This window comes from Rhodococcus sp. p52 (assembly GCF_000763325.2).
Classification (GTDB): Bacteria; Actinomycetota; Actinomycetes; order Mycobacteriales; family Mycobacteriaceae; genus Rhodococcus; species Rhodococcus pyridinivorans.
On the sequence record NZ_CP016819.1, the window covers coordinates 3,788,152 to 3,811,681 of the forward strand.

At 65.9% G+C, this 23,530-nt stretch carries 25 protein-coding genes and 3 pseudogenes; 15 read left to right on the forward strand and 13 right to left on the reverse strand.

Going from position 1 to position 23,530, the window contains the following annotated elements; all coding sequences use genetic code 11:
• The first annotated feature begins 15 nt into the window (after positions 1-15).
• The 5 genes and pseudogenes from IM25_RS25595 (at position 16) to IM25_RS17500 (ending at position 4,344) form a co-directional block, all read left to right on the forward strand.
• The gene (locus IM25_RS25595) at positions 16-426 is read left to right on the forward strand and encodes a LapA family protein (protein ID WP_082331796.1); all 411 of its coding nucleotides are present in this window, start codon (positions 16-18) and stop codon (positions 424-426) included.
• Positions 427-505: 79 nt separating this feature from the next.
• A pseudogene (locus tag IM25_RS27330) lies at positions 506-1,027 on the forward strand (carboxylate-amine ligase); the annotation flags it as partial.
• 16 nt (positions 1,028-1,043) lie between these two features.
• Positions 1,044-1,661 (forward strand): carboxylate-amine ligase, encoded by a 618-nt coding sequence (locus tag IM25_RS27335; protein ID WP_250637325.1) that lies wholly within the window; start codon positions 1,044-1,046, stop codon positions 1,659-1,661.
• Between the two features lie 73 nt (positions 1,662-1,734).
• A pseudogene (locus IM25_RS25600) lies at positions 1,735-2,168 on the forward strand (transposase); the annotation flags it as partial.
• 694 nt (positions 2,169-2,862) lie between these two features.
• Entirely contained in the window at positions 2,863-4,344 is a 1,482-nt protein-coding gene (locus IM25_RS17500) for a glyceraldehyde-3-phosphate dehydrogenase (protein ID WP_033098180.1), read from the forward strand.
• 248 nt (positions 4,345-4,592) lie between these two features.
• On the opposite strand, the gene IM25_RS17505 is transcribed toward IM25_RS17500, so the two are convergent.
• The 3 genes from IM25_RS17505 to IM25_RS17515 form a co-directional block, all read right to left on the reverse strand.
• A complete protein-coding gene (locus IM25_RS17505) occupies positions 4,593-5,351 on the reverse strand; it encodes a cutinase family protein (protein WP_065996198.1) in 759 nt (252 codons plus the stop codon).
• Positions 5,352-5,490: 139 nt separating this feature from the next.
• Positions 5,491-6,390 (reverse strand): alpha/beta fold hydrolase, encoded by a 900-nt coding sequence (locus IM25_RS17510; protein WP_006552080.1) that lies wholly within the window; start codon positions 6,388-6,390, stop codon positions 5,491-5,493.
• Complete coding sequence (locus tag IM25_RS17515) at positions 6,387-7,070, reverse strand: TetR/AcrR family transcriptional regulator (protein ID WP_006552081.1); 684 nt, start codon at positions 7,068-7,070, stop codon at positions 6,387-6,389. The genes IM25_RS17510 and IM25_RS17515 overlap by 4 nt, the downstream gene beginning before the upstream one ends.
• A 130-nt stretch (positions 7,071-7,200) precedes the next feature.
• On the opposite strand from IM25_RS17515, the gene IM25_RS17520 reads away from it, so the two are divergent.
• On the forward strand, positions 7,201-7,848 hold the full coding sequence (locus tag IM25_RS17520; protein WP_230811066.1) for a pyridoxamine 5'-phosphate oxidase family protein: 648 nt from the start codon (positions 7,201-7,203) through the stop codon (positions 7,846-7,848).
• A 27-nt stretch (positions 7,849-7,875) separates the two neighbouring features.
• On the opposite strand, the gene IM25_RS17525 is transcribed toward IM25_RS17520, so the two are convergent.
• Together IM25_RS17525 and IM25_RS17530 are read right to left on the reverse strand one after the other, a co-directional pair.
• Entirely contained in the window at positions 7,876-9,159 is a 1,284-nt protein-coding gene (locus tag IM25_RS17525) for a competence/damage-inducible protein A (RefSeq protein WP_006552083.1), read from the reverse strand.
• 24 nt (positions 9,160-9,183) lie between these two features.
• Positions 9,184-10,668, reverse strand: coding sequence for an adenylate/guanylate cyclase domain-containing protein (locus IM25_RS17530; RefSeq protein ID WP_033098181.1), 1,485 nt, complete (start codon positions 10,666-10,668; stop codon positions 9,184-9,186).
• A gap of 353 nt (positions 10,669-11,021) precedes the next feature.
• On the opposite strand from IM25_RS17530, the gene IM25_RS17535 reads away from it, so the two are divergent.
• Both IM25_RS17535 and IM25_RS17540 read left to right on the forward strand, forming a co-directional pair.
• Positions 11,022-11,267 carry a hypothetical protein gene (locus tag IM25_RS17535; RefSeq protein WP_232333350.1) on the forward strand — a complete coding sequence of 82 codons (246 nt, stop codon included), beginning with the start codon at positions 11,022-11,024 and terminating at the stop codon, positions 11,265-11,267.
• A pseudogene (locus IM25_RS17540) lies at positions 11,264-12,029 on the forward strand (Nramp family divalent metal transporter); the annotation flags it as partial. The gene IM25_RS17535 and the pseudogene IM25_RS17540, both read left to right, overlap by 4 nt.
• A 646-nt stretch (positions 12,030-12,675) precedes the next feature.
• On the opposite strand, the gene IM25_RS17550 reads toward IM25_RS17540, so the two are convergent.
• Both IM25_RS17550 and IM25_RS17555 read right to left on the reverse strand, forming a co-directional pair.
• Positions 12,676-13,446: a helix-turn-helix domain-containing protein gene (locus IM25_RS17550; protein WP_006552088.1), complete on the reverse strand. Its 771-nt coding sequence runs from the start codon at positions 13,444-13,446 to the stop codon at positions 12,676-12,678.
• A 208-nt stretch (positions 13,447-13,654) separates the two neighbouring features.
• Positions 13,655-14,356 carry an SIMPL domain-containing protein gene (locus tag IM25_RS17555; protein WP_033098183.1) on the reverse strand — a complete coding sequence of 234 codons (702 nt, stop codon included), beginning with the start codon at positions 14,354-14,356 and terminating at the stop codon, positions 13,655-13,657.
• Positions 14,357-14,549: 193 nt separating this feature from the next.
• Between IM25_RS17555 and IM25_RS17560 the strand changes: the two genes are divergently transcribed.
• A complete protein-coding gene (locus tag IM25_RS17560) occupies positions 14,550-14,822 on the forward strand; it encodes a GlsB/YeaQ/YmgE family stress response membrane protein (RefSeq protein ID WP_019289453.1) in 273 nt (90 codons plus the stop codon).
• A 69-nt stretch (positions 14,823-14,891) separates the two neighbouring features.
• On the opposite strand, the gene IM25_RS17565 is transcribed toward IM25_RS17560, so the two are convergent.
• Positions 14,892-15,311, reverse strand: a complete 420-nt coding sequence (locus tag IM25_RS17565; RefSeq protein WP_006552091.1) for a glutaredoxin domain-containing protein — start codon at positions 15,309-15,311, stop codon at positions 14,892-14,894.
• Positions 15,312-15,470: 159 nt separating this feature from the next.
• Between IM25_RS17565 and IM25_RS17570 the strand changes: the two genes are divergently transcribed.
• The 3 genes from IM25_RS17570 (at position 15,471) to IM25_RS17580 (ending at position 17,928) form a co-directional block, all read left to right on the forward strand.
• Positions 15,471-16,151 (forward strand): phosphatase PAP2 family protein, encoded by a 681-nt coding sequence (locus IM25_RS17570; RefSeq protein ID WP_230810883.1) that lies wholly within the window; start codon positions 15,471-15,473, stop codon positions 16,149-16,151.
• A gap of 208 nt (positions 16,152-16,359) precedes the next feature.
• Entirely contained in the window at positions 16,360-16,968 is a 609-nt protein-coding gene (locus tag IM25_RS17575; protein ID WP_033098184.1) for an Rv1733c family protein, read from the forward strand.
• A 60-nt stretch (positions 16,969-17,028) separates the two neighbouring features.
• The gene (locus IM25_RS17580) at positions 17,029-17,928 is read left to right on the forward strand and encodes a phosphatidylinositol mannoside acyltransferase (protein ID WP_033098185.1); all 900 of its coding nucleotides are present in this window, start codon (positions 17,029-17,031) and stop codon (positions 17,926-17,928) included.
• A 34-nt stretch (positions 17,929-17,962) separates the two neighbouring features.
• Here IM25_RS17580 and IM25_RS17585 read toward each other — a convergent pair whose 3' ends face one another.
• The gene (locus IM25_RS17585) at positions 17,963-18,721 is read right to left on the reverse strand and encodes a DUF6920 family protein (protein WP_232333351.1); all 759 of its coding nucleotides are present in this window, start codon (positions 18,719-18,721) and stop codon (positions 17,963-17,965) included.
• 270 nt (positions 18,722-18,991) lie between these two features.
• Between IM25_RS17585 and IM25_RS17590 the strand changes: the two genes are divergently transcribed.
• A complete protein-coding gene (locus IM25_RS17590) occupies positions 18,992-19,678 on the forward strand; it encodes a ZIP family metal transporter (protein WP_033098221.1) in 687 nt (228 codons plus the stop codon).
• A 50-nt stretch (positions 19,679-19,728) separates the two neighbouring features.
• Here the strand turns inward: IM25_RS17590 and IM25_RS17595 are convergent, their stop codons facing one another.
• From IM25_RS17595 to IM25_RS27650, 3 genes are all read right to left on the reverse strand, one after another.
• Positions 19,729-20,529, reverse strand: a complete 801-nt coding sequence (locus IM25_RS17595) for an HAD-IIA family hydrolase (protein WP_006552097.1) — start codon at positions 20,527-20,529, stop codon at positions 19,729-19,731.
• Between the two features lie 49 nt (positions 20,530-20,578).
• A complete protein-coding gene (locus IM25_RS17600) occupies positions 20,579-20,833 on the reverse strand; it encodes a hypothetical protein (protein WP_019289459.1) in 255 nt (84 codons plus the stop codon).
• Positions 20,834-21,422: 589 nt separating this feature from the next.
• Positions 21,423-21,683, reverse strand: coding sequence for a hypothetical protein (locus tag IM25_RS27650; protein ID WP_442971905.1), 261 nt, complete (start codon positions 21,681-21,683; stop codon positions 21,423-21,425).
• Between IM25_RS27650 and IM25_RS26970 the strand changes: the two genes are divergently transcribed.
• Together IM25_RS26970 and IM25_RS26975 are read left to right on the forward strand one after the other, a co-directional pair.
• Positions 21,625-21,924 carry a hypothetical protein gene (locus IM25_RS26970; RefSeq protein WP_228045063.1) on the forward strand — a complete coding sequence of 100 codons (300 nt, stop codon included), beginning with the start codon at positions 21,625-21,627 and terminating at the stop codon, positions 21,922-21,924. The genes IM25_RS27650 and IM25_RS26970 overlap by 59 nt on opposite strands.
• Before the next feature lie 41 nt (positions 21,925-21,965).
• A complete protein-coding gene (locus tag IM25_RS26975; RefSeq protein WP_232333352.1) occupies positions 21,966-22,214 on the forward strand; it encodes an ANTAR domain-containing protein in 249 nt (82 codons plus the stop codon).
• 91 nt (positions 22,215-22,305) lie between these two features.
• Here IM25_RS26975 and IM25_RS17610 read toward each other — a convergent pair whose 3' ends face one another.
• Positions 22,306-23,496: a flavin reductase family protein gene (locus tag IM25_RS17610; RefSeq protein ID WP_006552100.1), complete on the reverse strand. Its 1,191-nt coding sequence runs from the start codon at positions 23,494-23,496 to the stop codon at positions 22,306-22,308.
• Positions 23,497-23,530 lie beyond the last annotated feature (34 nt).

Below are 23,530 nucleotides of genomic sequence, written 5' to 3' on the forward strand. Positions count from 1 at the left end.
GGTACCCGATCGCACATGACGACCAGCTCGAGGGGCCCTGACGATTCGAACCCCGATTTCTCGGCGCCCGCGCGACGTAGCGATACTCCGGTACCCCCATCCGGGGCGACACCGGATCCGGACGCTCCCAGCAGGCTGCATCCCGACGTCGCCCGGGGCAAAGGCATCAGAGGCACCCGCACCGGGGCGTTGTGGACTGCCCTGATCGTCGGTATGTTGATCCTGCTGTTGCTGTTGGTGTTCATCCTGCAGAACCTGGACAGCGTCACCCTCGAACTGTTCGCGTGGGACTTCTCGTTGCCGCTGGGTGTGGCACTGCTGTTCGCTGCGATCGCCGGAGCGGTGATCGTCGGCCTCGCCGGGGGCCTGCGGATTCTGCAGCTCCGCCACGCCGCCAACCGGCAACGCGCACGCACCGTCCGGTAAGACAGATCTCCGACTGCAGTACACCCACGACGGCCGCTCTTCCTTCGTAGAGTGAAAGATCTCGAGTGGGGAGAACGCCATGGCCGCCACAGGACCGACCGACACCTCTCCTGTGCGCGGCGGGGCGGCGGCCACGATCGGCGTCGAAGAGGAATTCGTCCTGGTCGATCCCCGTACCGGTCGTCCCCTCCTGCGCAGTCTCGACGTGCTCGCGGCCGGACGCACACTCGGCATCGAGCTCGAGGTCGAGCTCTCCCCGTGTCAGGTCGAGACCGCCACCACGGTATGTACACACCTGCAGGACCTACGCGAAGAGCTGCGCCGCTCCCGCGCGACGGCCGCCGACGCCGCAGCGCGCGCAGGATGCCGGCTCGTAGCGGTCGGCACACCGATCTTCGAACCTCCGAGCGGATCGGTCACCGCCACGCCTCGCTACCAACGCATGGCACAGCACTATCGTGGCGTCGCCGACGGCGTGATCTGCGGATGCCACGTGCATATCGGTGTCGACGATCGTGACCGCGCGGCCCAGCTCATCAACCATCTGCGCCCATGGCTTCCCGCCCTGCTGGCGCTGACCGCCAACTCGCCGATCACCGACGGCCGGGACACCGGATATGCCAGCTGGCGATACCTGCGGTGGGGGCGCTGGCCGAGCGCGGGACTGCCCCCCGCAGTGCGCCACGGCCGCGGAATACGACGCGGCGGTCGAATCGCTGCTCACCACCGGCACGATCCTGGATCCTCGAATGATCTATTGGGATGTGCGGATCTCCGCGCATCATCCGACCCTCGAGATCCGCATCGCGGACGTGCCCGCGACCGTCGAGGAGACCGTCACGCTGGCCACCTTGGTGTATGCATTGGTCGCCCAGGCGACGGCATCGATCGAACGCGGCGAGCCGACGCCCTCGGTCGATCAGGAGCTGCTGCGCGCGGCGTGCTGGAGAGCGGCCCGGGACGGTCTGGCCGGGCGCGGTGTCGATCTCGGCTCTGGGCAGTTGGTTCCGGCAGTCGACCTGATCTGGCGACTGCTCGCTCAGGTCCGGCCGATCCTGGAGGAACTCGACGTCTACCGCTCCGTGCACGACACTCTGTCGGGAACCCTGGATCGAGGTAATGGGGCGATCAGGCAGCGTCGCATTCTCGAGAGCGGGGGTTCCTTCACCGATGTGGTTGCCGACGCGGCGCGACGCACTGTGGAGGGCTACGGGCCGGATCTGCGTCCGTCATGACCGACACGACAGCCGGGGTGCCGCGCTTGCGGACCGACGCTCATCGGGGAGCAGATCGTCCTAACCTCGGGCCGAGCTCGCACCGTATCGAAAACCGCTGACCCGACACGATCCCGGCAAGATCGTGCTCGATCTCGCGACGGCATTCGCGATCGGTGGGGACTGCCTCGCCGACATCAGCCAACTGCGGACTCACCCGGAGATCTTCGGTGCGGTGGCCTCCGACCCACCGTCTCCCGCCTGATCAGCGTGTTGGCCGTCGACGCCGACACCGCGCTCGCCGCGATCGACCGGGCCCGCGCCACAGCCCGTCGCCACGCCTGGACCGCCGCCGGTGCGTCGGCTCCCCCGAGCACGCCATCGACGAAGCGCATCCGCTGGTCCTCGACATCGATGCCACCGAAGGTCACCGCGCATTCCGAGAAGGAACAGGCCGCCCCGACGTTCACGCGAGGCTTCGTTTTCCATCTGCTGTGCGCGTACCTGCTCCATCGAGACGAAGGAACTGTTTCCGGGGCCGTGGACCTCGGCGTCACCCGACCGTGTCGGGCAGTCGACCGTGGATGCACACCGCATCCACGGTCTCCACACCGAATCCGAAGCTGCTCAGTCCGACACGTGATCCGCGCGAAAGATCGAGGCTAAGCAAGTATTCCTCGGCCTCGTCATTTCTCACGGGTTTGCCACGTGCAGCACGGTCTTGGCATCGGAACGCGCAAGCCGCGGATTCTCGCAGCTCGGAGTAAGTCCTGGGCTCTGCCCCGGTTGTGTGAAATGACAAGTAGATCTGTTGGCGGTTCGAAGGTTTCGAAATAGGATGTGACCCGGATTCATTTGCGCGCCGGAATATTGATGACGCAATCCCCGCCGATGGACTCTTGATACCATCCGGCATGCCGCCACAATTGTTGTGACTGGCGACACACGCAGCTCGCCGGTTCATCTACAGCTCCAGGGTCGACGACGCCTTCCTATCCGGGGAGGGACGATCAGCTTCACGCACGCGCGGGCACGATTCGCCTACCGGGCGTCGAACCGTGAGAGCTCTTTCATATGCTTGGCGGTACGCACGCCGTAATCGGCGTCGGTCGCGTACGGTTCCACCGATCCGGACACCGACCGGCGAGTGACGTGCGTCTCGTCTGGGCTGCACCCAACAGCCTGCGACGTGTCAGACGAGCCGGAAAGGCAGAGGAGCGCAGTGAGCACCCCGGAATTGGCACAGTGGAACTCGCAAGAGGCTATTGCGGAAGCAATGATCCCGATCATCGGCGGTCTGCACCGCCGGCATTCGGTCACGATCTTGCTTCACAGCCGCTCCCTCGTGAACAAGTCGGTGATCGGTATTCTGCGGACGCACCGTTTCGCGCGTCAGATCCGCGGCGACGAGCTGTCGGTCGAGGCAACCTTCCCGTTCCTCCAGGCATTGACCGACCTCGACCTGCAGCCGTCGAAGATCGACCTCGGCCTGCTGGTGACGGATTATCAGGCCCAGGGTGCCGGACGATCCATCCCGGATTTCGTCGCTGAGAGCCTCGCGGATCTGGTCGGCGGCGCGCAGACGAGCCCCGCGAAACCGCAGGACGTGGTCCTGTACGGGTTCGGGCGAATCGGCCGGCTCGTCGCCCGTCTGCTCATCGAGAAGGCAGGCTCGGGCAATGGGCTGAACCTGCGTGCTGTGGTGGTCCGTAAGGGAGGTGACGACGACCTGACCAAGCGTGCCTCTCTGCTGCGTCGCGACTCCGTCCACGGACAGTTCAACGGCACGATCAAGGTCGACACCGAGAACAACGCCTTGGTCGCCAACGGCAATGTCATCAAGTTCATCTACAGCAACGATCCGGAAAGCGTCGACTACACCGAGTACGGCATCGACAACGCCATCCTGATCGACAACACCGGCATCTGGCGCGATCGTGACGGGCTGTCGAAGCATCTCCGCCCCGGTATCGCCAAGGTGGTGCTCACCGCACCGGGTAAGGGTGATCTCCCGAACATCGTGCACGGTGTCAACCACCGCGACCTCGACCCGGACGAGACGATCGTGTCGTGCGCGTCCTGCACCACCAATGCCATCGTTCCGCCGCTGAAGACCATGGACGACAAATTCGGTGTGGTGCGTGGTCACGTCGAGACGGTGCACTCGTTCACAAACGACCAGAACCTGCTGGACAACTACCACAAGGCCGACCGTCGCGGACGTTCCGCGCCGTTCAACCTGGTGCTCACCGAGACCGGCGCCGCTTCGGCGGTCGCGAAGGCGCTTCCCGATCTGAAGGCGAAGATCACCGGCAACTCGATCCGCGTTCCTACGCCGGATGTGTCCGTCGCGATCCTTCACCTTCAGCTGACTCGTGAGACCACCAAGGAAGAGGTGCTCGAGCACCTGCACCAGGAGTCGCTTACCGGTGCGCTGCGCCGCAACCTCGACTACACCTCGGCCACCGACGCAGTGTCGAGCGACTTCATCGGCTCGCGCGCGGCGTGCATCATCGATGCCAATGCAGCGATCGTCGACGGCGACACCGCCATCCTCTACGTCTGGTACGACAACGAGTTCGGTTACTCGTGCCAGGTGGTGCGAACGGTCCAGTACCTGTCGGGTGTGGAATACCCCGTCTATCCCATCACGGAAGCCGGCCCCGTGGAGCACGTCGAGGAACCTACCGCTGCACAGGCATAACAGTCCTGCGCAGACTGCAGTAACGACAGTCCGCTAGGGACTCGCCGACGAGGGAACCCATCCTTACCTGAGGATGGGTTCCCTTTTGCGTTGGGCCATTGGTGGCGTCGAGGAGGAGTAGCGGCCGTCGAAACTCGGGGGAGGTTGTGTGCGGTTCCGGCGAAGAACACGCACACAACCTCCCCCGAGTTCGTCACTCTGGAACTGATGCACACCGCGCGGTCGGCGAACTCTCCGGCCCGACTCGGTCAGGGCTGGTAGTCGGGGTACTTCGTGTGCAGCTGGAAGTACCCCGTCACGTTCTCGCGCAGCCAGTCCTTGCCGTCCTCGGGTGTGCGACCGTCGCAGATCGCGTCGCCTTCGATGCAGACTCGTTCGACGTGGATCTCACCGAAGTCGTTCCGGCCGCCGCCGAGCGTCACACCGGGAGCGACGGGACCCGGGAACAGGGTCTCGACGCCGCGGTCGTCGCGGGGGTCGGAATAGAGGACGCCCGAGATCCGTTCGGGGGGAACGGACCCGTCGGCTGCGATCTCGGCGAGAACATCGCCCGCGATCGAGGCGCCCTGCGAGTAGCCGAGCACCAACAGGTCCGAGTCGGGGCAGGTGCTGTGTCGGACGGTGATGGTCTGGCGGAGTCGCTGATGCCCGATCTGCTTCGACCTGTCGTAGGCGATGGTGCCGTCGTCGTCGATGCCGTCGAAATCGTCGGGCGAGCCGGTCCCGGGCAACGGCACAACCACTGCGGGGTAGCGGATGTGTTCGACCACGGTGCCGGGAGACTCGAACCGAGCGGAGATCTTCGCCAAGGGGGATGCCGGGTCGATCGAGTCGCGGGTTTCGAAGCCGCGGGTTCCGTCGACGGCGAGGACGTACCGTTCAGGGCAATTGCGGACCGGGTCAGCGGACGCGGAACCGACCGGACCCGCGACGCTCAGACCTGCGGTGAGCAGACCTGCGGCGAGCAGGCCGACGGTGCGTGTGCGTCTGCGATCGATCCGGGACATGCGCGATTCTCCTCGTGTGCCCCCGACAGACAATAACTGCGGTCGATGATATCGATGTCCCGTTTGTTCGTCATGTTAAGGATGCGTGCTTTTCGGTGATCGTGGTCACCCCCGACCGGTGACTCCGGTGGCATGTCCGTCAGGGCTGGTCGGCCGGGATTCGGGCGGCCAGCTCGGTGATGAAGCCGGCGATCTCGTCGGGGTTCTCTTCGGCCATGAAGTGGCCGCTGGTGGTGCCCTGGTAGGTGAGATCGGGTGCCCACGCCTGCCAGAGAGCCGAGGCGTCGAAGCCCAGTTGCGAGCCCCAGTCCTGGGAGATGACCGCGACGGGCATGGTGAGCCGAGCCCCGCGTTCGCGGTCGGCGAGGTCCATGTCGAGATCGATGCCGGCGGTGGCGCGGTAGTCGGCCACGATCGAGTCGACAGAGTTGATCGAGCTGGTGACGTAGTGATCGCGCTCCTCGGGCGTGAAGGTGGTTCCGGTGGGGTCCCACGCATCGAGGAACGAGCCGAAGAATTCCGGGGCGACAGCGGCGATCATCTTCTCGGGCATCCCTGCGGGCTGGGCCATGAGGTAGAGGTGCCAGGCAACCTTGGCGTTCACGCCCTGAAGTACGGCCCAGGTGTCCATCGTGGGAAGGACATCGAGGATGCCGAGGTAGTCGACGGCGTCGGGGTGGTCGAGTCCCGCACGGACGGCGACGAGCGCACCGCGGTCGTGACCGACGAGCCCGAAGTGGTCGAAACCGATCTCGCGGGCGACCGCGACGATGTCGTTCGCCATGGTGCGCTTGGAATACGACTCGGGATTGTCGACCGGGGGTTGGTCGCTGGCGCCGTAGCCGCGCAGGTCGGGGACGATCACGGTGTGGTCCTCAGCGAGTGCGTGGGCGACGTGGCGCCACATGTAGTGGGTCTGCGGGAAACCGTGCAGCAGGACGACGGCCGGACCTTGCCCACCGACGGCGACGTTGAGCTTCACGCCGCCGTCCACGGTGATCGTGCGGTAGGTGAAGTCCTCGATGGTGCAGCGGGTCATGGGGTCTCCGTAGTCGTAGTCGTGGTGGAGGTTTCGGGGTGGCCGGAGAAGATCCCGGCGGGCAGGTCCGTTCGGCCGGCGGACGCGGTGAGCGCGGGAATGATGACGGTGTCGACGAGGGCTTCGAGGTAGGTGTCGTCGACGGTGAGACCGTTCGCTCGTCGCAGGAGCAGGACGGTTCCCACGACCTCCTCGTATGCGAATGATTGAGCACCCGAAGGGAGTTCGCCTCGCGCAACGGCATCGTCGAGGACCGCCTGGGGGAGACGTGCGCCTGTCGGGCCGACGGTCTCCTCGATAGCGTCGCACAACTCCGGGTCTTCGAGTCCCGCGTGGAGCAGCATGAAGGCGGCGTTGCTGTCGGTTGCGGACATGGTGAGGCTGAGGCGTTGCGCAAGCATCAGCAGATCGTCGCGGAGTGTGTCGCCGCGCCGGAGTGGAACCGCCGAGGGATGCGCAGGGGCGTCCTTCACTGCTGCGAGGACCATGTCGCGCTTGGACGGCCAACGTCGATACAGCGTTGCCTTCGACGCCTGGCAACGTCGAGCGACCGCTTCGAACGTCACGCCCTCGTAGCCTTGTTCGGCCAGTAGTTCGAGAACGGTGGTGGTGATCCGACGCTCGAGTTCGGCGTCGCGTGGACGTCCGCGTTGCGCAGGCGGCTCATTCAGATACGACACGTTCCGTATCGTAAACCAGGCGGCCGCTGTTCGGCGAACTGCAGGGTCGACACCCGCGTCTTTCCGGTCGCGGTCGATTGTGATGCACTGTCTCGCTGTCGGCATAACGGACATCGGCGAGGAGATCGGTATGGGATTGAGGTATCACCATCTGGCGTTCGGCCCGGAGGCGGTCGCTCGTCAGGAAGCTGCGGGCAGCATCGTTGCCTATGGTGCCGACCTCGACGAACCCGACCGAGGACCTCAGCCGTTGGGTGACCGGGAACTCGCTCTCGTACGCGAAAGCTTCCAGTTCCACATGGCGACGGTGACCCCGAGCGGATGGCCCTATGTCCAGTACCGCAGCGGACCCGTCGGGTTCCTGCACCACCTCGGTGGGCAGACGATCGGGTTTGCGGATCACCGAGGCAACCAGCAGTTCGTCTCGGTCGGGAACATCGCGGACAACGGGAGGGTCGCGCTGTTCCTCGCCGACTTTCCGCTGAAGAGGCGGTTGAAGGTCTTCGGTACCGCGCGGGTGGTCGATGCGGACGACGACCCGCAGCTTCTCGACCGGCTGCGCGATCTCGGTGACGGTCGGAGAATCTCGGCGCGATGTGAGCGAAGCATCGTCATCGATGTCGAGGCCTTCGACTGGAACTGCTCACGGAGCTTGATCCCGCAGTACACCGACGAAGCGGTCCGCGCCCGGATCCGTCCCTACATCGACGAGATCAACGACCTTCGAGCCGAAGTGGATTCTCTTCGGGCACAGCTGAAGGCGGTGGGGGAGAACTGACGGCCGCCGAGGGGCGCGCGTGCAGGCTCAATCCCGGCCGAGCTGTCCGACAACCAGATGCAGTGCCGCCGTGGTGGTGAGAGTCCGGACCCGTTCGCGGTCTCCGGGGAAGCGGCGGGTGACCGTGTACGTCGGCCGTCCCTCGATCGCGACGCCGAAGCACACCGTGCCCACCGGCTTGGCCTCGGTTCCCCCGTCGGGGCCGGCGACCCCGGTGGTGGAGACCGCGACGTCGACCTTCAGGCGCCGTCGGGCACCCTCGGCCATGGCTGCGGCGACCTGCTCGCTCACCGCCCCGTGTTCCGCGATCATCTCGGCCGGTACGTCGGTCAGATCGGACTTCGCGTCGTTGGAGTACGAGACGACGCCACCCATGACATAGGCCGACGACCCGGGACGGTCGGTGAGCCGCGCGGCGACGAGTCCGCCGGTGCACGACTCCGCAGTCGCGATCGTGCGGCCGTCGAGGACGGCGATCAGCTGGTCGTCGATGGTGGAACCGTCGGTCGAGAAGATCTCGCGTCCATGGTGTTCGGTGAGGACGTCGAGAAGGCGATGGTAGATGTCCGCGTCACCGGAGGCGACTCGCGTCACCATGTCGAGTTCGCCGTGTCGGAGACAGGTGGTGATCTCGAGGCGTTCGAGGCCGGCGATCTCTGATTCGGCCCGGCGCAGCGTCTCGGCGAGTTGTGCCTCGTGCAATCCGTAGGCGCGCACGGTGTGCTGCTGCAGGTCGTCGGCTCGCGCCAACACGTCGGCGACCGCGGGGGAGGCGACCGCGCTCGGCCACATCGCCTGCAGCTCACCGGGCGGGCCGGGCAGGATGACGATGGTCGGTACCGGCCGTTCGCCGGCGACCGCGGGGATGACCACGCCCGGCGCTGTACCGGTGGGCGGCAGGGCGGTGGCACCGGCGGGCACGTGCGCCTGCTTTCGGATCCCGATACGCGTCGGTCCGGTGTCGAGATCGGGGGTGTCCGGGCGGAACCGGCGGATGACACCTGCGATGTGTTCTTCGAGTTCGGGGTCGAGCAGCAGTTCGCGATCGCAGTACTCGGCGACGGTGGGGACGGTGAGGTCGTCGGCGGTGGGACCGAGGCCCCCGCTGGTGACGATGAGATCGACGCCCTGCTCGGTGAGGAACCGTAACTGTGCGGTCAGGTCGGCGGGCCGGTCACCGCAGATCGTGATGTGGGCGACGTCGACGCCGAGTTTCAGGAGTTGGTCGGACAACCACGGTCCGTTCAGGTCGGAGATCCTCCCGGTCAGCACTTCGGTCCCGGTCACGATGATTCCTGCACGCACGCTCACGGAGCCGAGCCTAGTCGGCGACGATCATCGTGGACGCCTCACTGCCTTGTTGCGACGGTCTGCGAGGCGGGCGAGCTCACGAAGCATGCCGGGAGCCCGGCGCGCCATGGTCAATACTGCCCGGTCCGAGACGGTCGGGCGTGGTGGCAGCGCAGGCTGTGCAGGACGGGCCCCGACCGTCGCCCTGAACACCTGGACCTGACCGGGCACACCTTTGAGCCGATGCCTGCCCAGGTCGGTGAAATCGAAATCTCCGCCGACCGCAAGCTCGCGCACCGCCTGTGAGCATCGCACCTCGCCAGGCCCGGAGGAGGCAGCGATCCGCGCTCCGATATGGACCGTCATTCCGGTCAACCCGGGACCGGTGCGGGTCACCGACCCGACATGCACGCCGGAGCGCACAGAGATTCCGAGAGTCGATGTCGATCGGATGATCCGGTGCGCGCACTGCAGTGCGGCCACTGGACCGTCGAAGACACTGAGGGTCCCATCGCCCGCGATGCCCACCAGCGTGCCTCCGCCGGCCTCGACCTCCGCACGCACGAGTCGGTCGTGCGCGCCCAGCAACCTCGCGAACCGGTTGTCACCGACCTCCGCGAGCAGGTCGGTGGAGCGGACGACATCGGTGAACAGAACCGCGCCCAGGAACCGATCGGCCTCGACCGGATGGTCCGTGCCGCTGACGAGTTCCTCCACGTGGTCGAGAACAGGAATCAGCACTTCACCCAAAGTTGCGCCGAGGGCGATCGGTGGCAGCTCGTAGAAGCGGCCGTTCGGAATCTGCGCGGCCATCCTGCAGCCGGCCTCTCGAGCGAACAGAGTGTCCGGCTGATGCAACACCTTCGTCGGGCATTGGATTGCCGGCAGAATCAAGGAGTAGTTCGCGCGGAGAGCCCACTCGAGATGTTTCTGGGCAGTTCTCGGTGTGGCGGAGCAGCGTTCGAGCAGCGCCATGATCCGTCGATTGTGTGGGACATCGAGGGTCGGGTGCGCCAGGGACGTGAGCTTCCCTTGACCCCAGCATGCGTACGCATCCCGATACGACTCGATGAACCGGTCTCGCTCGTCAGCAGTCCATCCTGGTGGCGGATCACCGTCGGACAGCAGGGTATCGGACCAGGGTTCGGCGAGGACCAGCCCGGAAACGCGGTCGGGGTGCCGAGCGGCTACCAGGGCAAGGGGCCCGCAGGTGCTGGCTGCGCCGACGAGCGTGGCGCGATCGACCTCGGCGTCGTCGAGCACCGCGACGACGTCGTCGGCCTGCTCCTCGAGCGTGGGGACGTGCTCGACGGGATCGGACAGTCCGAATCCGCGTCGCTGGAAGAACAGCGAACGCGCGAAGCGGGCACAACGTTCGAAGTTGTAGTGGAAGTGCGGATCGGTCCACATCAGGTCCGGATGCATCATGTCTTCGAAGAACCACGCGATCGGATGTGGCCCCTCACCCACGATCTGATACGCCAGTGCGGCGCCGTCGCGCTGGATGTACCGCGTCACGGGCGGATCCATGGGAACAACGATAGGCGCCGGTCGACAGCGCGGCGAGTGTCGGCTGTCGAAACCGACCGGCGACGGAAACCGGCCTCTATCGTGAGGTTGCTGAGGAAAGCGTGGTCTTCACGGCGCGTCTCGCATGAGACGGGTGGACGCCGGAGCAGGGGTGTGCTGCTTTCTGTGGTCGCTGCAGCGCTGCTCCTGGGTGTCTTCGCATCAGGGTGCGCTTCGATGCGCGGCGGGGTGGAAGGCAATTTCGGTCGGGCAGCGCAGCAGATCGGTTCGGCGGCGGTCTCGGCTCAGCTGAGCCTGCAGGTTTCGCCGACGGTCACAACACCACCGCCGCCACGGACACCGCCCTGTCGGACATGCTCGAAGAGGTCGACCAGGCCGTCTCGGCAACCGCGGATCGAGAGGTGGACACCCCCGGCCAGGGAACCCTGCGCGCCGAGGTCCTGCAGGCGGCGAACACGGTTACCGGACAGATCATCCGGGGACGAGACATGGTTGCCGGAGTCGGCGAGCAGACCGACCTGACTGCGGTTGCGGCTGAGCTCGGACGTGCAGGTACGGAGTTGCTCGATCTCGGAGACCGTCTCGAGGCGGCCGGATGAAAAGTCTCTTCGCCGTCGCTCTCAGAATCCTCACCGCGATCGGGGGATTTCTCGACATCGGTGATCTGGTCACCAATGCCGTGGTGGGCGCGCGTTTCGGGTTGTCCTGGCCTGGGTGGTGCCGGTAGGCGTGCTGGGAATCTGTGTCTTCCGCAGATGTCCGGCCGCGTCGCTGCGGTCAGCGGCGGAGCCACTTTCGAGATCATTCGCGAACGTCTCCGGCCGCGCATGGCAGTGGCGAATCTGAGCGCGTCGTTTCTGATCAACCTGTCGACGTGGACCGCCGAGGTCGGTGGTATCGCGCTGGCGTTGCAGTTGGCGAGCAGTGTGAACCCGAAGATGTGGATTCCGGTAGCCGCCCTGGCGGTGTGGCTGGTGATCTGGCGGGTGAAGTTCTCGGTGATGGAGAACGTCACCGGGGTGGTCGGACTGTGCCTGGTCATGTTCGCAGTGGCGGTGTTCCTTCTCGGCCCGGACTGGGGGCAGCTCGCGAACCAGATGTTCACTCCATCCCTGGCGGACAGCGAAAACCTGGCGGCATATCGGTATTACGCGATCGCGTTGTTCGGTGCGGCGAGGACTCCGTACGAGGTGTTCTTCTCCTCCGAGGCGGTGGAAGAGAAGTGGACGGTGCGGGATCTCGCGAAGTCCCGGCTCAACGTTCTGGTCGGATTTCCCCTCGGCGGCATCCTCTCGGTGGACATCGCCGCACTGTCGGCGATCGTGCTGATGCCCCCTGCTCGTCCGGTTGTATCGGCCAGTGGGGGAGTGCCGTCGCCGGAGGTCGTCGGGATTCTCCTCTCGCCTCGCCGGCGCGCCGCTGACCGATCACGCCGCGGCCTCGACGATGCTGGGCAGAGTTACCACGCTCCGGCGGCGGCACGTCGCTGCTGCCGACGCCCGCCTTTTCCGTCGTGACGTCGCCTTGCCGGTATCCGCTGCGCACGTCGACGCAACGCCAGCTCGTGCTGCAAGCGCTCCGCAGACAGCTTGCCCGGACCGTGAATGCTCGTGCCGTCCGGCCGTTCGATCGTGGTGGCCATCGCCGTGTTTCTCCTCGAGGATCTCGAAATTCGCCAGCCTCCAGTAGTACTCCTCGACAAGTGCTGGGGCAATGGAATTTACGCCATTCTGCTGAGCACGAATGAACACCAGGCGATCACGAGTGACGGCGTTGTGTCCGCTGCCGTGGACCAACAGCACTTCCGGCCCACGGCCACCGAAATCGAGTCCCGACAGCACGCCGTCGTCGACGGGCACTTCGATACGGGTTCCCGACACCATCACCATCCCTCGCCGTCGATAGCTCGGCGAGACTGTCTACCGCAGAACGTTACCTACCCCTCATGAGACAACCGATCCATCCGATCGGTCAACGGAATTCGGCCGAGCGCCTTTGCATCGGATCTCAGGCCGCAGCCGGCGCGCGACACCCGCACCGCACGGCACGCCCCTGCTCGTCATCGGGAAGCCACCCGTACTCGTCGCAGTCGCCGCACTTCGGGTGGAGGACACGGGGCGTCGACAGCGACCGCCACAACGGCAACCATCCGTGCGCCAGTCGCATCGGATTGCCCGGTCTGTGCACGGATTTCGCTGCCGCAACCAGAGCCGGCACGCCGTGTGTGGCGACGAGTGTTTCGATCGCCGCTGCCGCATCGGGTTTGAGGTAGACGAAGGTCGCGGTGAGCCCGGCCTGCCTGCAGGCTGCCGCAAGCTCGACCACCGCCGGACCGAGCGGTGTCTTCGCGACGCGCGGTGTGCGGTTGGTTTCCGTCCTTGGTGTATCGGTACTTGAAAGAGCGCCTGGGTCTGCGATGTCCGCGCTGCCGCCGGTCGGATTCTCAGGCGCCGGGTCGGTGGCGGGACGTTCGTAGATGGTCTGGATGGTGATCCATTGGCCGAGCTCGTTCTGGATCTTCTCGCGTACCAGGTAGCCGAGGTCGGCGAGCTCGCGCAGAGCGGATCGGATCGCGTCGCGACCTTCCTTCGGTGACTGTGCCGCGATCGAGTCGGCGCGGGTGCGCCAGTCGTCGGGCTTGGACAGCAACCAGACGAGCACACCCCGCGCGCGGAAGGACAGCCGCTCGTCGGTGATGACGGCATTGCTGAGGACGGTGAAGTTGGCGGCAAGGCGCGGTCCACGACGCACGCCGCCGGCCAGGGTATTCTGACCCACGTTCGACTCCTGTTCAGTCGGACATCCGGCCCGTCGGGAGCTGCAACTCCTGGCGGGCCTTATTCGATTGTGGCCGCGCGGATCGGCGGCGTGCTGGCATCGTGCCACCGTCTGTACAAGGCGCGCAAGGAATCGAGCGGAGGGTGCTCGAGTTTCGGTGTTCTCGACGTCGCTGAGCGGGGTCCGGAACACCGAGGTTTCCCCGACGCTAGGGGGACGCTTCGAACCGCGCCTCGACGTCGGCGGTGAGGGTGACGCGGTCGGGTTCGAAGACCAGCGCGGGTTCGGCGGACTCGGGTGCGCTCATCGCATCCGAGCGCAGCATCGCTGTGCGCATCATCGGAGCGCCGCCCGCGTGGACGGGTGAGGGCTGGGAGCCGAGCATGCCCGGATCGGCGATGGCCACCGCACGAACGGTGTCGAGACCCAAGGACGTCGTGTACGCCTTCGCCTTGTCGAGGGCGTCGCGGACGGCGAGGTCGCGGACCTGTGCGAGTCGCTTCTTTCGCGCCTTGCGGGTGATCCACCACTGGAGATCGGCGACGGTGACCACCTCGAGTTCGGCGACCTGCTCGACGAACGCACCCACAGCGTCGAACTCGTGGAAGGTGACGGTGATCGACGCCGACGAGTTGTACACCCACGGCCGGTTCTTGCCTTCGCGGTTGAACGGGCGCCGCCGGCTGTGGCGTACCCGATCGAAGGTCCACCGCTTCACCGGGTTCGGGGTGCGCTTGTGCAGTTCGGTGACGAGATCGGTGATGGTGGCGACGGCCGCGGTCACCGGTTCAGCGGCCTGCTTGCGCGACGAGCCGTCGGCGTGCACCCGCAACACCGCCGTGCACCGGTTGGGTGCGACGGTGCGCTCGGCGTGGCCGGTGACGGTGATCGTGACGGGAGGCTGGGTCATGCGCACGAGTGTGCCAGCGCGAGCCGTCCCCGTCGGGCAGACGGCACGTGCCACGGTCGGAGCCGTCGAATCCGACCTTCCGGGCGTCGCATTCGTGCCACTCTGATCTTGTCAGAAGTGAGAGGTGTGACTGGTGGGACGACTGGGTATCTGAGTTGGGTCGAACTAGCCAGTGTTCACGAAAGGACTGCACATGCTCGGACTCGGAATCCTCGGTTGGATCATCATCGGTGGTCTCGCCGGTTGGATCGGCAGCAAGATCATGGGCACCGACGCCCAGCAGGGCATTCTTCTCAACATCGTCGTCGGCGTCATCGGCGGCTTGATCGGTGGTTTCCTGCTGAAGGTCTTCGGGGTGGATGTCGAAGGCGGCGGACTGATCTTCAGCTTCCTGACCTGCCTCCTCGGCGCGGTCATCCTGCTGTTCCTCGTCAAGGCCGTCACCGGCCGAGGCGTGCGCCGCTGACCGCTCTGCATCAACGAGGTCCCGGATCCACACGGATCCGGGACCTCGTTCGTGTCGGGGGTCGGCTCGTCAGACCAGTTGATCGCGAAACCAACGTGGGTCGGGATTGGTATGCGACACGTCGCCGACGAACACCGTCGGCACCGTCTCGTTCCCGCCGTTGACTTCCCGGACCCGAGCGGCCGCAGCGGGATCCCGCCAGATGTTCACCCAGATCGCGCGACGCGCGCGAGTGCGCAGGGTGGCGCGCAACCGGATGCAGAACGTACACCCCGGGCGCCAGTACACCACCGGAACGCCGCGGGTTGCGGCGTCGCGACGGGCGGTCGCGTCGTCGACGTGATGGGGGAAGAACAGGGGAGAGGTGACCCACGCAAAGACGAGGAGCAGTACTGCCGTCACCACCGAGGTCACGTCGAATGCGCCAGTGAGCAGAACGACCGCCGCGACGGCCACCATCGCTGCGGAGAGGATCCAGGTTCGCCACACGCGTGCGAGCCTATCGCCCGGGCGGGAGGCAGAAGCCACTTCGTCCGCCGGCCTGCAGTCGCCTCGGAACGGGACGCGTCGCAGGCTCGAAGCTCCCCGTCACCCCGCCCGACCAGCCGGTCTGCCGCCGGGCAAGGTGGCGCGATAGCGTCTTCGGTCATGGTCGTCACCGAGAATTCACCTCCTGTATCCCCGCGGTTGGTCCGCTCGATGTTCATCCCTGCCGTAGGGGTGGCGCTCGTGCTGACTCTTCTCGCGGCGGCGACGGTACCGATGCGCGACCGCCTGTATCTGTCCGTCGCTCAGACCGTCGAGGGGTCCTTCCTCGGACCGCTCGCAGGTCTCGTCGCGGACAAGGGGCTGCTCGTCCTGGTCGCCTTCACCGGTGTGCTCGCGGCGTGGCTGTGGCGGAACGATCGACGCAGCTTCGGCACCCTCGCCGTCGGCGGTATCGGTGTCGTGGGTGCCTACCTGTCGAGTGAACTCGTCAAGCTCGTGGTGACGGAGCCGCGACCGTGTCGCGCACTCGGGATCGAGACGGTGCTGGAATGCCCCGAGGTGGGTGACTGGTCCTGGCCGTCGAACCACTCCGTCATCGCGGCGTCGTTCGCCACGGCGTGTGTCCTCGCGGCTCCGCGTCTGATCTGGCTGGTCGCTCCGCTCGCCGCGGTGCTCGCCTTCTCCCGGGTGACGGTGGGGGTGCACTACGTCCACGACGTGCTGTCGGGCATGGCGCTCGGCGTGTTGATGGTCGCGCTGGTCGTCGTGGTGCTTCTGCCGTTCGCGTCGCGGCTTCCGATCCTGTCGCGCGAGGCACCGGCCGCCCAGCCCATGGGATAGGCGAAACTGGATACGGCACACCGAATCCGGCTGTCGGCAGAGCGAATCTGCGGGCAGCCGGATTTTCTGTTCGCGGGCGGGCGTGGTTCGTTACCGAGGTCCCTCGATCGTTGCAGGTGGACCCGGTTGGGATACGACCTTCGGCACTACATCTACAGGCGCGCACGATCGACACTCGGGGGCAGGAGCTCGATGTCCGGAGAGTGTGATGATTCGCGAAGACACCCTGGCGGTGCGGTGGTGGCGTCTGCGGCCATGGAGCGCGAATCCGCTCCTGCGCGGAATCGACCGCGTCGAAGCTGTCGCGTTCATGCTCCTGGTGGGTCTGATGCTCCTGGTGGTGCCCGTTGCCGGTGTCGTCGGGACCGTGTCGTATGCGCAGTTCAGCGAACAGTCACATCAGCAGGTGGCCGAAGGACGGCAGGTACCGGCGTTCGTTCTCGACGACGATCCGGACGAAGCGTCGATCCCCAACCCGTTGGCCGAGTCCTCGTCGTCGCCCGGTCCGGCACTCGCCCGGTGGGAGGTCGACGGCGTCGAGCACATCGGCCGCGTGGGACTCGAAGCCCGCGGGCGTGCAGGGGAGACGGTACGCATCTGGGTCGACGAGACCGGTGACTACATGCCGGTTCCCCGCACCGGAATCGAGAACGCGCTCGCGGCCCTCGGTGCGGCTCTGGCAATTCTCGTCCTCGGCACCGTGGCATGCGCGCTCACGCTGTTCGGCGTCCACGTCGAGATGAACCGGCAGAGACTGTCTCGGTGGGACCGTAAGTGGCAGGAAGCAGGACGACTCCCGGGGTGGCCGATCGGATGAACGTCGCGCAGCGCCCGTCGTGATGGTCATCGTTGTCGACCTCCGCGTTCGGGGTACTCGATGCGCATGAAGGATCGAGCCTGGGACCTCGCGTACGCCGCCGGCTGGTGGACGGTATGCGCGCTACCGGAAAAACCGGCGAGGCGCCTGTTCGAGATGGCTGCGGATCGAGCGGCCCGAAACGGCGGGCCGATCCAATTACGACGCAACCTCGCTCGGGTGTTGTCCACCACTCCCGCTCAGGTGCCCGACGAACTCGTGCGCGCGAGTCTACGTTCGTACGCGCGGTATTGGTGCGAAGCGTTCCGGTTGCCGTCGATGGATCCGCTACGGCTGGCCGAGACCATCGACTCCGCGGCCACCGGTCTCGAACACATCCACGAGGCCGTCGCGCGTGGGCGCGGCGCAGTGCTGGCGCTTCCGCACAGCGGGAACTGGGACCTGGCGGGAGTGTGGATCGTACAGCGGATCGGCACACCGACCGTCGTCGCCGAGCGGCTGCAACCGGAATCGTTGTTCCGCCGCTTCGTGCGGTTCCGGGAAGGCCTGGGTTTCGAGATCATCCCGCTCACCGGTGGCACAGTTCCACCGTTCGAACAGCTGATCGCCCGGATCCGGGAGGGACGGTTCGTCGGACTCCTCGGTGAGCGTGACCTGACCGGAGCGGGCGTGCCGGTAACCTTCTTCGGCGAACCGGCCTGCATGCCTGCCGGCCCGGCCAAGCTCGCGATCGATACGGGTGCGCCGCTGCTGCCGGTGCACTGCTGGTTCACTCCGGGCGGTTGGGGGTTCCACATCGACGCCCCGATCGATACCGCAGGCGGCGTAGAAGCCACGACCCAGTTACTGGCCGACCGGTTCGCCGCCGGTATCGCCGCGCATCCCGCCGACTGGCACATGCTGCAATCGGTGTGGACGGCCGACCGGCGGGACCGCACACAGACACCCGGCAGACAGTGACGACGTCGGTTTACGCGGCAGGCCTCGTGGACCGTCAGAAGAAGTCGGCAGAGGTGATCTCGGCGCGGAAGAACTCGCCGTCCGTGCCGGTGCCCGTGTCCCAGCTCGCGCGGATCCGGGAGGCGATGGTCATGCCACCGAACCGGTGTTCGGCCTCGACCGCGACGATGAACGGATACCGGCCGAACTCGTGATTGTCGGGGTTGCCCCACCGCAGCATCCGCACCCCGCACAACGCCCCGTCCTCGGCGACATCCAGACGCACGGTTTCCTTGCGGCCGGCCACCGTCCAGGTCGCCGCGGCGACGAATTCGTCGCCGCGCCACCGTGCGAGGGGAAACGACGTCGGCACGAAGATGCTCTCCCCGGCCAGGCGGCCGGCCGCGCTGTCGCTGACATCAGGGCCGTCCGCGGACATCACCGGAATGATTCCCCCTATTCGCCAACGCATCTCGCCACAACCGTCGGTGAAGCGGTCGTACCCCGACACTGATACCGGGCCGATCCGAGTGGTCGCAGCCCACACGAATCCCGACGTCGGGGCGAGGAGTTGGACAGCGGTGAACGGTCGCCAGGATCCGAGCCGGATCTGCCCGGACATCTCGAGTCGTGCGGCTGCGGCCATCGGCGTGCCCTCGGCCACCGCATGGTTGATCCAACGCCGCGCAGCAGGCGGCAGGGGTTCGGTCAGGGCCGGGACGAACCGGTCACCGGTGCCCCTGATCTCGGACAGAGCACGCCAGTGTGCGCCGACCTGATGAGCGGCGCGCGGAATAATCGGTGCACGGCCCATGCGCACGAATCCTCCACCGGTCGATTCGGCCCTTCACGATGCTTCGCTCGGACTCGGTGCTTCATCGACGGGGTGGGCCGATACTCGCTGATTCGAGCAAATTATGCCTGGGCACCGTGTCCTTGCCGACGGAATCGTCGATCATCGCGTTATAGGTGACCCTGCCGAGTCGGTCGGCGGTGACGTCCCTGGGTACCCGGTCGCCGGGACGGAAGAGGTACACATGAGCGTAACGAGTAGAGGACGGTGCCGACGCGGGGGTTCGGTTCGATGTTGACGGCCCTGTGGTACGGACTGGGGACCGCCGTGCCCTTGTTCCTCGGAGCTGCGATCGGCCTGCTCTACAACCTGCCCCGCCCGGTGCTCGCGGGGTTGATGGCCTTCGGCGCCGGTGCCATGGTGGCGGCGGTCTCCACAGAACTGTTCGCCCCGGCCTTCGCCGACCAGGGGTTGTGGGCGGCCGGCGGGGCCTTGATGCTGGGAACCGTCGTCTATGTCGTTGCCGATCGCGTGATCGAGAACATGCTCGGCCCTGCAGCCCTGGGTTGGGCGCTGATGCTCGGGGCCCTCCTCGACGGCGTTCCGGAGAATGCTGCGTTGGGGACCACTCTCGCATCCGGCAGCGGTGGAATCGTGTTGCTGGTGGCCGTGGCGGTTGGCAACATCCCCGAGGCGGTGGCGGGTGCGGCGTCGATGCGGTCGGCTCTGTCGCATCGCTCTGCTCTGCTCATCTGGGGCGTGACGGCCGTTCTGCTGGTGGCGGTGGTTGTGGTGGCCACTGCGTTCGCCGATTCTCTGCCGGAAGCGGGAATTCCGCTGATCCAGGCATTCGCCGGAGGCGCCACCATTGCGGTGATCGCCGACTCGTTGATGCCGGAAGCCTATCGAGAAGGCGGATGGTGGGTCGGTATCTGCACTTCGCTGGGATTCCTGGTCGCCTTCGCTCTCGGTGCATGAAAAGCCCACCCTCATCGGATCCGGCCGAAAGTTCGGACCCCCGATACTCTTCAGAACGGGTTTGCCGTTGACCCAACGAGATCCGCAACGGAATTGATGACGCGGGTCGGGCGGTAGGGGAACCGCTCGACGGACTCGCGGGTCGAAATGCCGGTCAGGACCAGCAGTGTCTGCAGACCGGCCTCGAGGCCGCAGACGATGTCGGTGTCCATGCGATCACCGATCATCAGCGTGTGTGCGGAGTGCGCACCGATCGCACGCAGGGCCGACCGCATCATCAGGGCGTTCGGCTTGCCCACGAAATACGGCTCACGGCCGGTCGCGCGGGTGATGAGCGCTGCGACTGCCCCGGTGGCAGGAAGCGAACCCTCTCGTGACGGGCCGGTCGGGTCCGGATTGGTCGCGATGAACCGGGCGCCGCGTTCGACCAGTCGGATCGCGGTGGTGATCGCCTCGAAGGAATACGTGCGTGTCTCACCGAGGACGACGTAGTCCGGGTCGCTGTCCGTGAGGACGTAGCCGATGTCGTGCAGCGCGGTGGTCAATCCGGATTCACCCACCACGTAAGCGCTGCCACCGGGACGTTGATTGGCGAGGAACGTCGCCGTCGCCAGCGCGGAGGTCCAGATCGATTTCTCGGGCACGTCGAGGCCGGAGCGCAGCAGGCGCGCCCGCAGATCTCGGGGTGTGCGGATGGAATTGTTGGTGAGCACCATGAACGGCGTACCGGTGTCGCGGAGCTCCGTCAGGAACGCGTCGGCACCGGGGATCAGGTGATCCTCGTGCACGAGAACACCATCCATGTCCATCAGGTAGTTCCAGACCGGCGCGGATGTGGGTTCTTCGCTCATTCTCCGAGTGTGTCACCTACTGTTCCGGTCGGCAGCCGATACAAGGCGATCACCCGCCGAGGTTCGCGACGGTCGAGCCGAGCACGCCCGCCTGTAGCTCCAGGTCGCTCTCGTCGTGGTCCCGATCCTGCGGTAGCTGCTTGCGGAGGTCTTCCCTGGTGACCACGAGGAACGCTCGGTTCTCATCCGTGAGCTCCTGACCTCCGACCACGCGGAAGCGTCCCTCCTCCAGAACGAGTGCGGGGTCATCGAGCGTCGAATCGAGGAGTTCTCGAAGGTCGGTGGCGGTCAAGTTGGTGGGCACATGTCCTCCTGCACTTGCTGTTCTTTCGAACCTGTCGGTGTCTTCCGGAGGTACCCGGTGGAGCGGTGGCCGAACCCGGTGGTATTCGGTCGCCGGGGCGGGTCGGCCACATCCGTGCGGGAAGCGCATCCGGTGGCGAAGGCTCGCGTGGCGGAGTGCGCCGACTCGCGTTACGAAGTGTGAAGGGATCGGGTGCGTTCGGTCGCCTCTCGGCGAAAGGCGCAACACGGCTCCAGTCGAACGGAACTTCCGTGAAGGCAAAGGGTTGAGCCCGGGGGACACGAATATGCACCCGATCCGCCCAGCACAACGCGACCAGATCCCCGTCTATTCCCCGCGGGAGGTAAGCGCGTGCGGAAGCTGATTGCGTGCGCGACAGGCTGTGACGAACGATACGCCGGTTGATGCTTCAACCGGCGTACGCTCGACACCACTCATGTACACAGACTTCGCCACACTCGGCGGAACTCTCATCTGGTTCGCCGCCCTCATCGCTCTCACCCACATCCTCGGCCACACCCTCTGATCTCCGGACCTGGTCGGCACCCCCTAGTCCTGAGGTCTCCGCAGGACGCCCAGCAGGTGTTCCTCACCCCACGTCGACAATCACGAGTAGCGTGGGCGGTACGGGCATCTTGCCCGACACTTTCTCGCCTTGACACGCGGCATCGTGAAACAGGCGGAAGAGGCTGCATTTCATGGCCGAATCGATCGAAATCTTGATCAAGGCCCTTGGAGATCTATGAAGACCGCCGAGCGGACGGCACGATTTCGGTGAAGCACTGCGTGCGGTGACCACGGCCGCCGCGGTGACGATCGCCGGGGTCGAGTGCGCCGACATCGTGCTCATCGGCAAGGACACATTCGAGGCGCACGGAGTGGCGTCGTCATCGTCCCGGGAACTCGGTCGGATCCAACGCGACGCCGGTGGTCCCTGCATCGACGCTGCCGGGGTCACGAGCGTGGTCTACAGCAGCGACCTGCGGTCCGAGAGACGGTGGCCGCAGTTCACCGAGGAAGCCCTGCTGGTCGGGGTCGGCAGTGTGTTGTCCTTCCAACTCACACCCGAACCGATATCGCCGGTTCGCTGAACCTGTTCGCATCGAAGCCGCAGACTTTCGACGGTGCAGCGGTGGCGCTGGGCATCGCATTGGCGGCGCAGGCGGCGTCCGAGCTCACGGCTGCACGCGCGGAGCTGCATCTGCGCTCGGCGTTGGCCACCCGAGACACCATCTGCCAGGCCAAAGGTGTTCTGATCCAGCGCTGCGACGTCGACACCGCCCGCGCGTTCGTGATGCTGCGGACGCTGTCACAGGATCTCAACGTCGCCGTCGCTCGAATTGCCGAGCGAATCGTCGAGGACCACACCGCTTCTCTGTGATCGTTTGTCCGATCACGCACAGTCCGTCCGTCGGGCGGTCCACAGCGGTTCCCTCGAGAGCGATGTAGGCACAAGAGGTGCATTCGACTGCCTACGAACCGTGGGGGTGTCTATCGCCCTCGAGTGCTGCAACGACGCTTCTGGCATGCGAAACCCATGCAGCGACCGTCGCGCCGGTGCTCCGAAGCGGGAGTTGAGCCAGACGCAAGGTCGAGGTGCAGCGGCCTTCCGGATCGCGTACAGGGAAGACGAGGGACCCGACATCGTAGCGACCGTCGGAATCGAGCTCCTGAACGCGATAGTCGACGTCCGACCCAGGGATCACGGTCCGGATGTCACGTTCCTCCATGGGTGTGAGCAGACCTGATTCGTAGCGTCGCGTCGCTTCGCACATCGTCTCGTATGCGGTGCGGCCTTCTCGAGGAAGAAACGAGAGCGCGTATCCGTGGGCGCGTACGAAACCGAGTCGCCGGCGGTAGACCCCCTTCGTGTCCTCGTCGATTCCGATGGCCCTGGACAGCCAGCGTTCCTGTTCGTCCTCGGACAGGTCGAAGACGATACTGTCGCCGATCGGAGGCACGATCGGGATACGTCGTGCGAGTCCGTTCGTCTGTTCCACGCCGGGGCCGAAGGCCGACAGCACTCGGACCATCTCGTCCCGGCCGATCGTCGTATACAGCGCGACCTCGCAACCGATCGAGTGGGCGAGCGCTTCCACTTCCGGGCGGAGGGCCTCCGCCGCGCTGATCGAATCGGTGATCTCGTGCTGCAGCCGAGCGATCAGCGACGTACTCACGAAGCTGCCGTAACCGCCCTGGAAGTAGATCAGAGGCGCCACGGGGTTGGTGACCGCCAGATCGCTCACGGTGCAGAGGACGATCCAATGGTCGCCGGCATCGACCGTGTTCGTCACGCGTGCGTCGATCCAGGCGACCGATTGATCGAGAACCGGGTTGCCGGACGGAGAGGTGAACCACTCGATGCCGTCGAACTTGTTCTCCCAGCGCCGGGCGATCGTGGCGACGAGATCCTCCTGCTCGCCCCCGATGACATTGATGCATATCGACTCGCACCGCCGGAGTTTGTCGAACGTCCGGGACGTCTTCATCGGCATGAACGAGATCAGGGGAGGATCGAGGGACACCGAACTGAAGGTTCCGACGACGAGGGCGAGCAGTTCGCCGTCGGCGGCGCGTCCGGTGATCACTGCAACGCCCGTGGGATAGTGGCCCATCACCTCGCGGAACAGGCCCTTGTCGATACTGACGGTGTCGAGGGACATAAGCACTCCTTGGTCGGAACGACGATCGATCCGG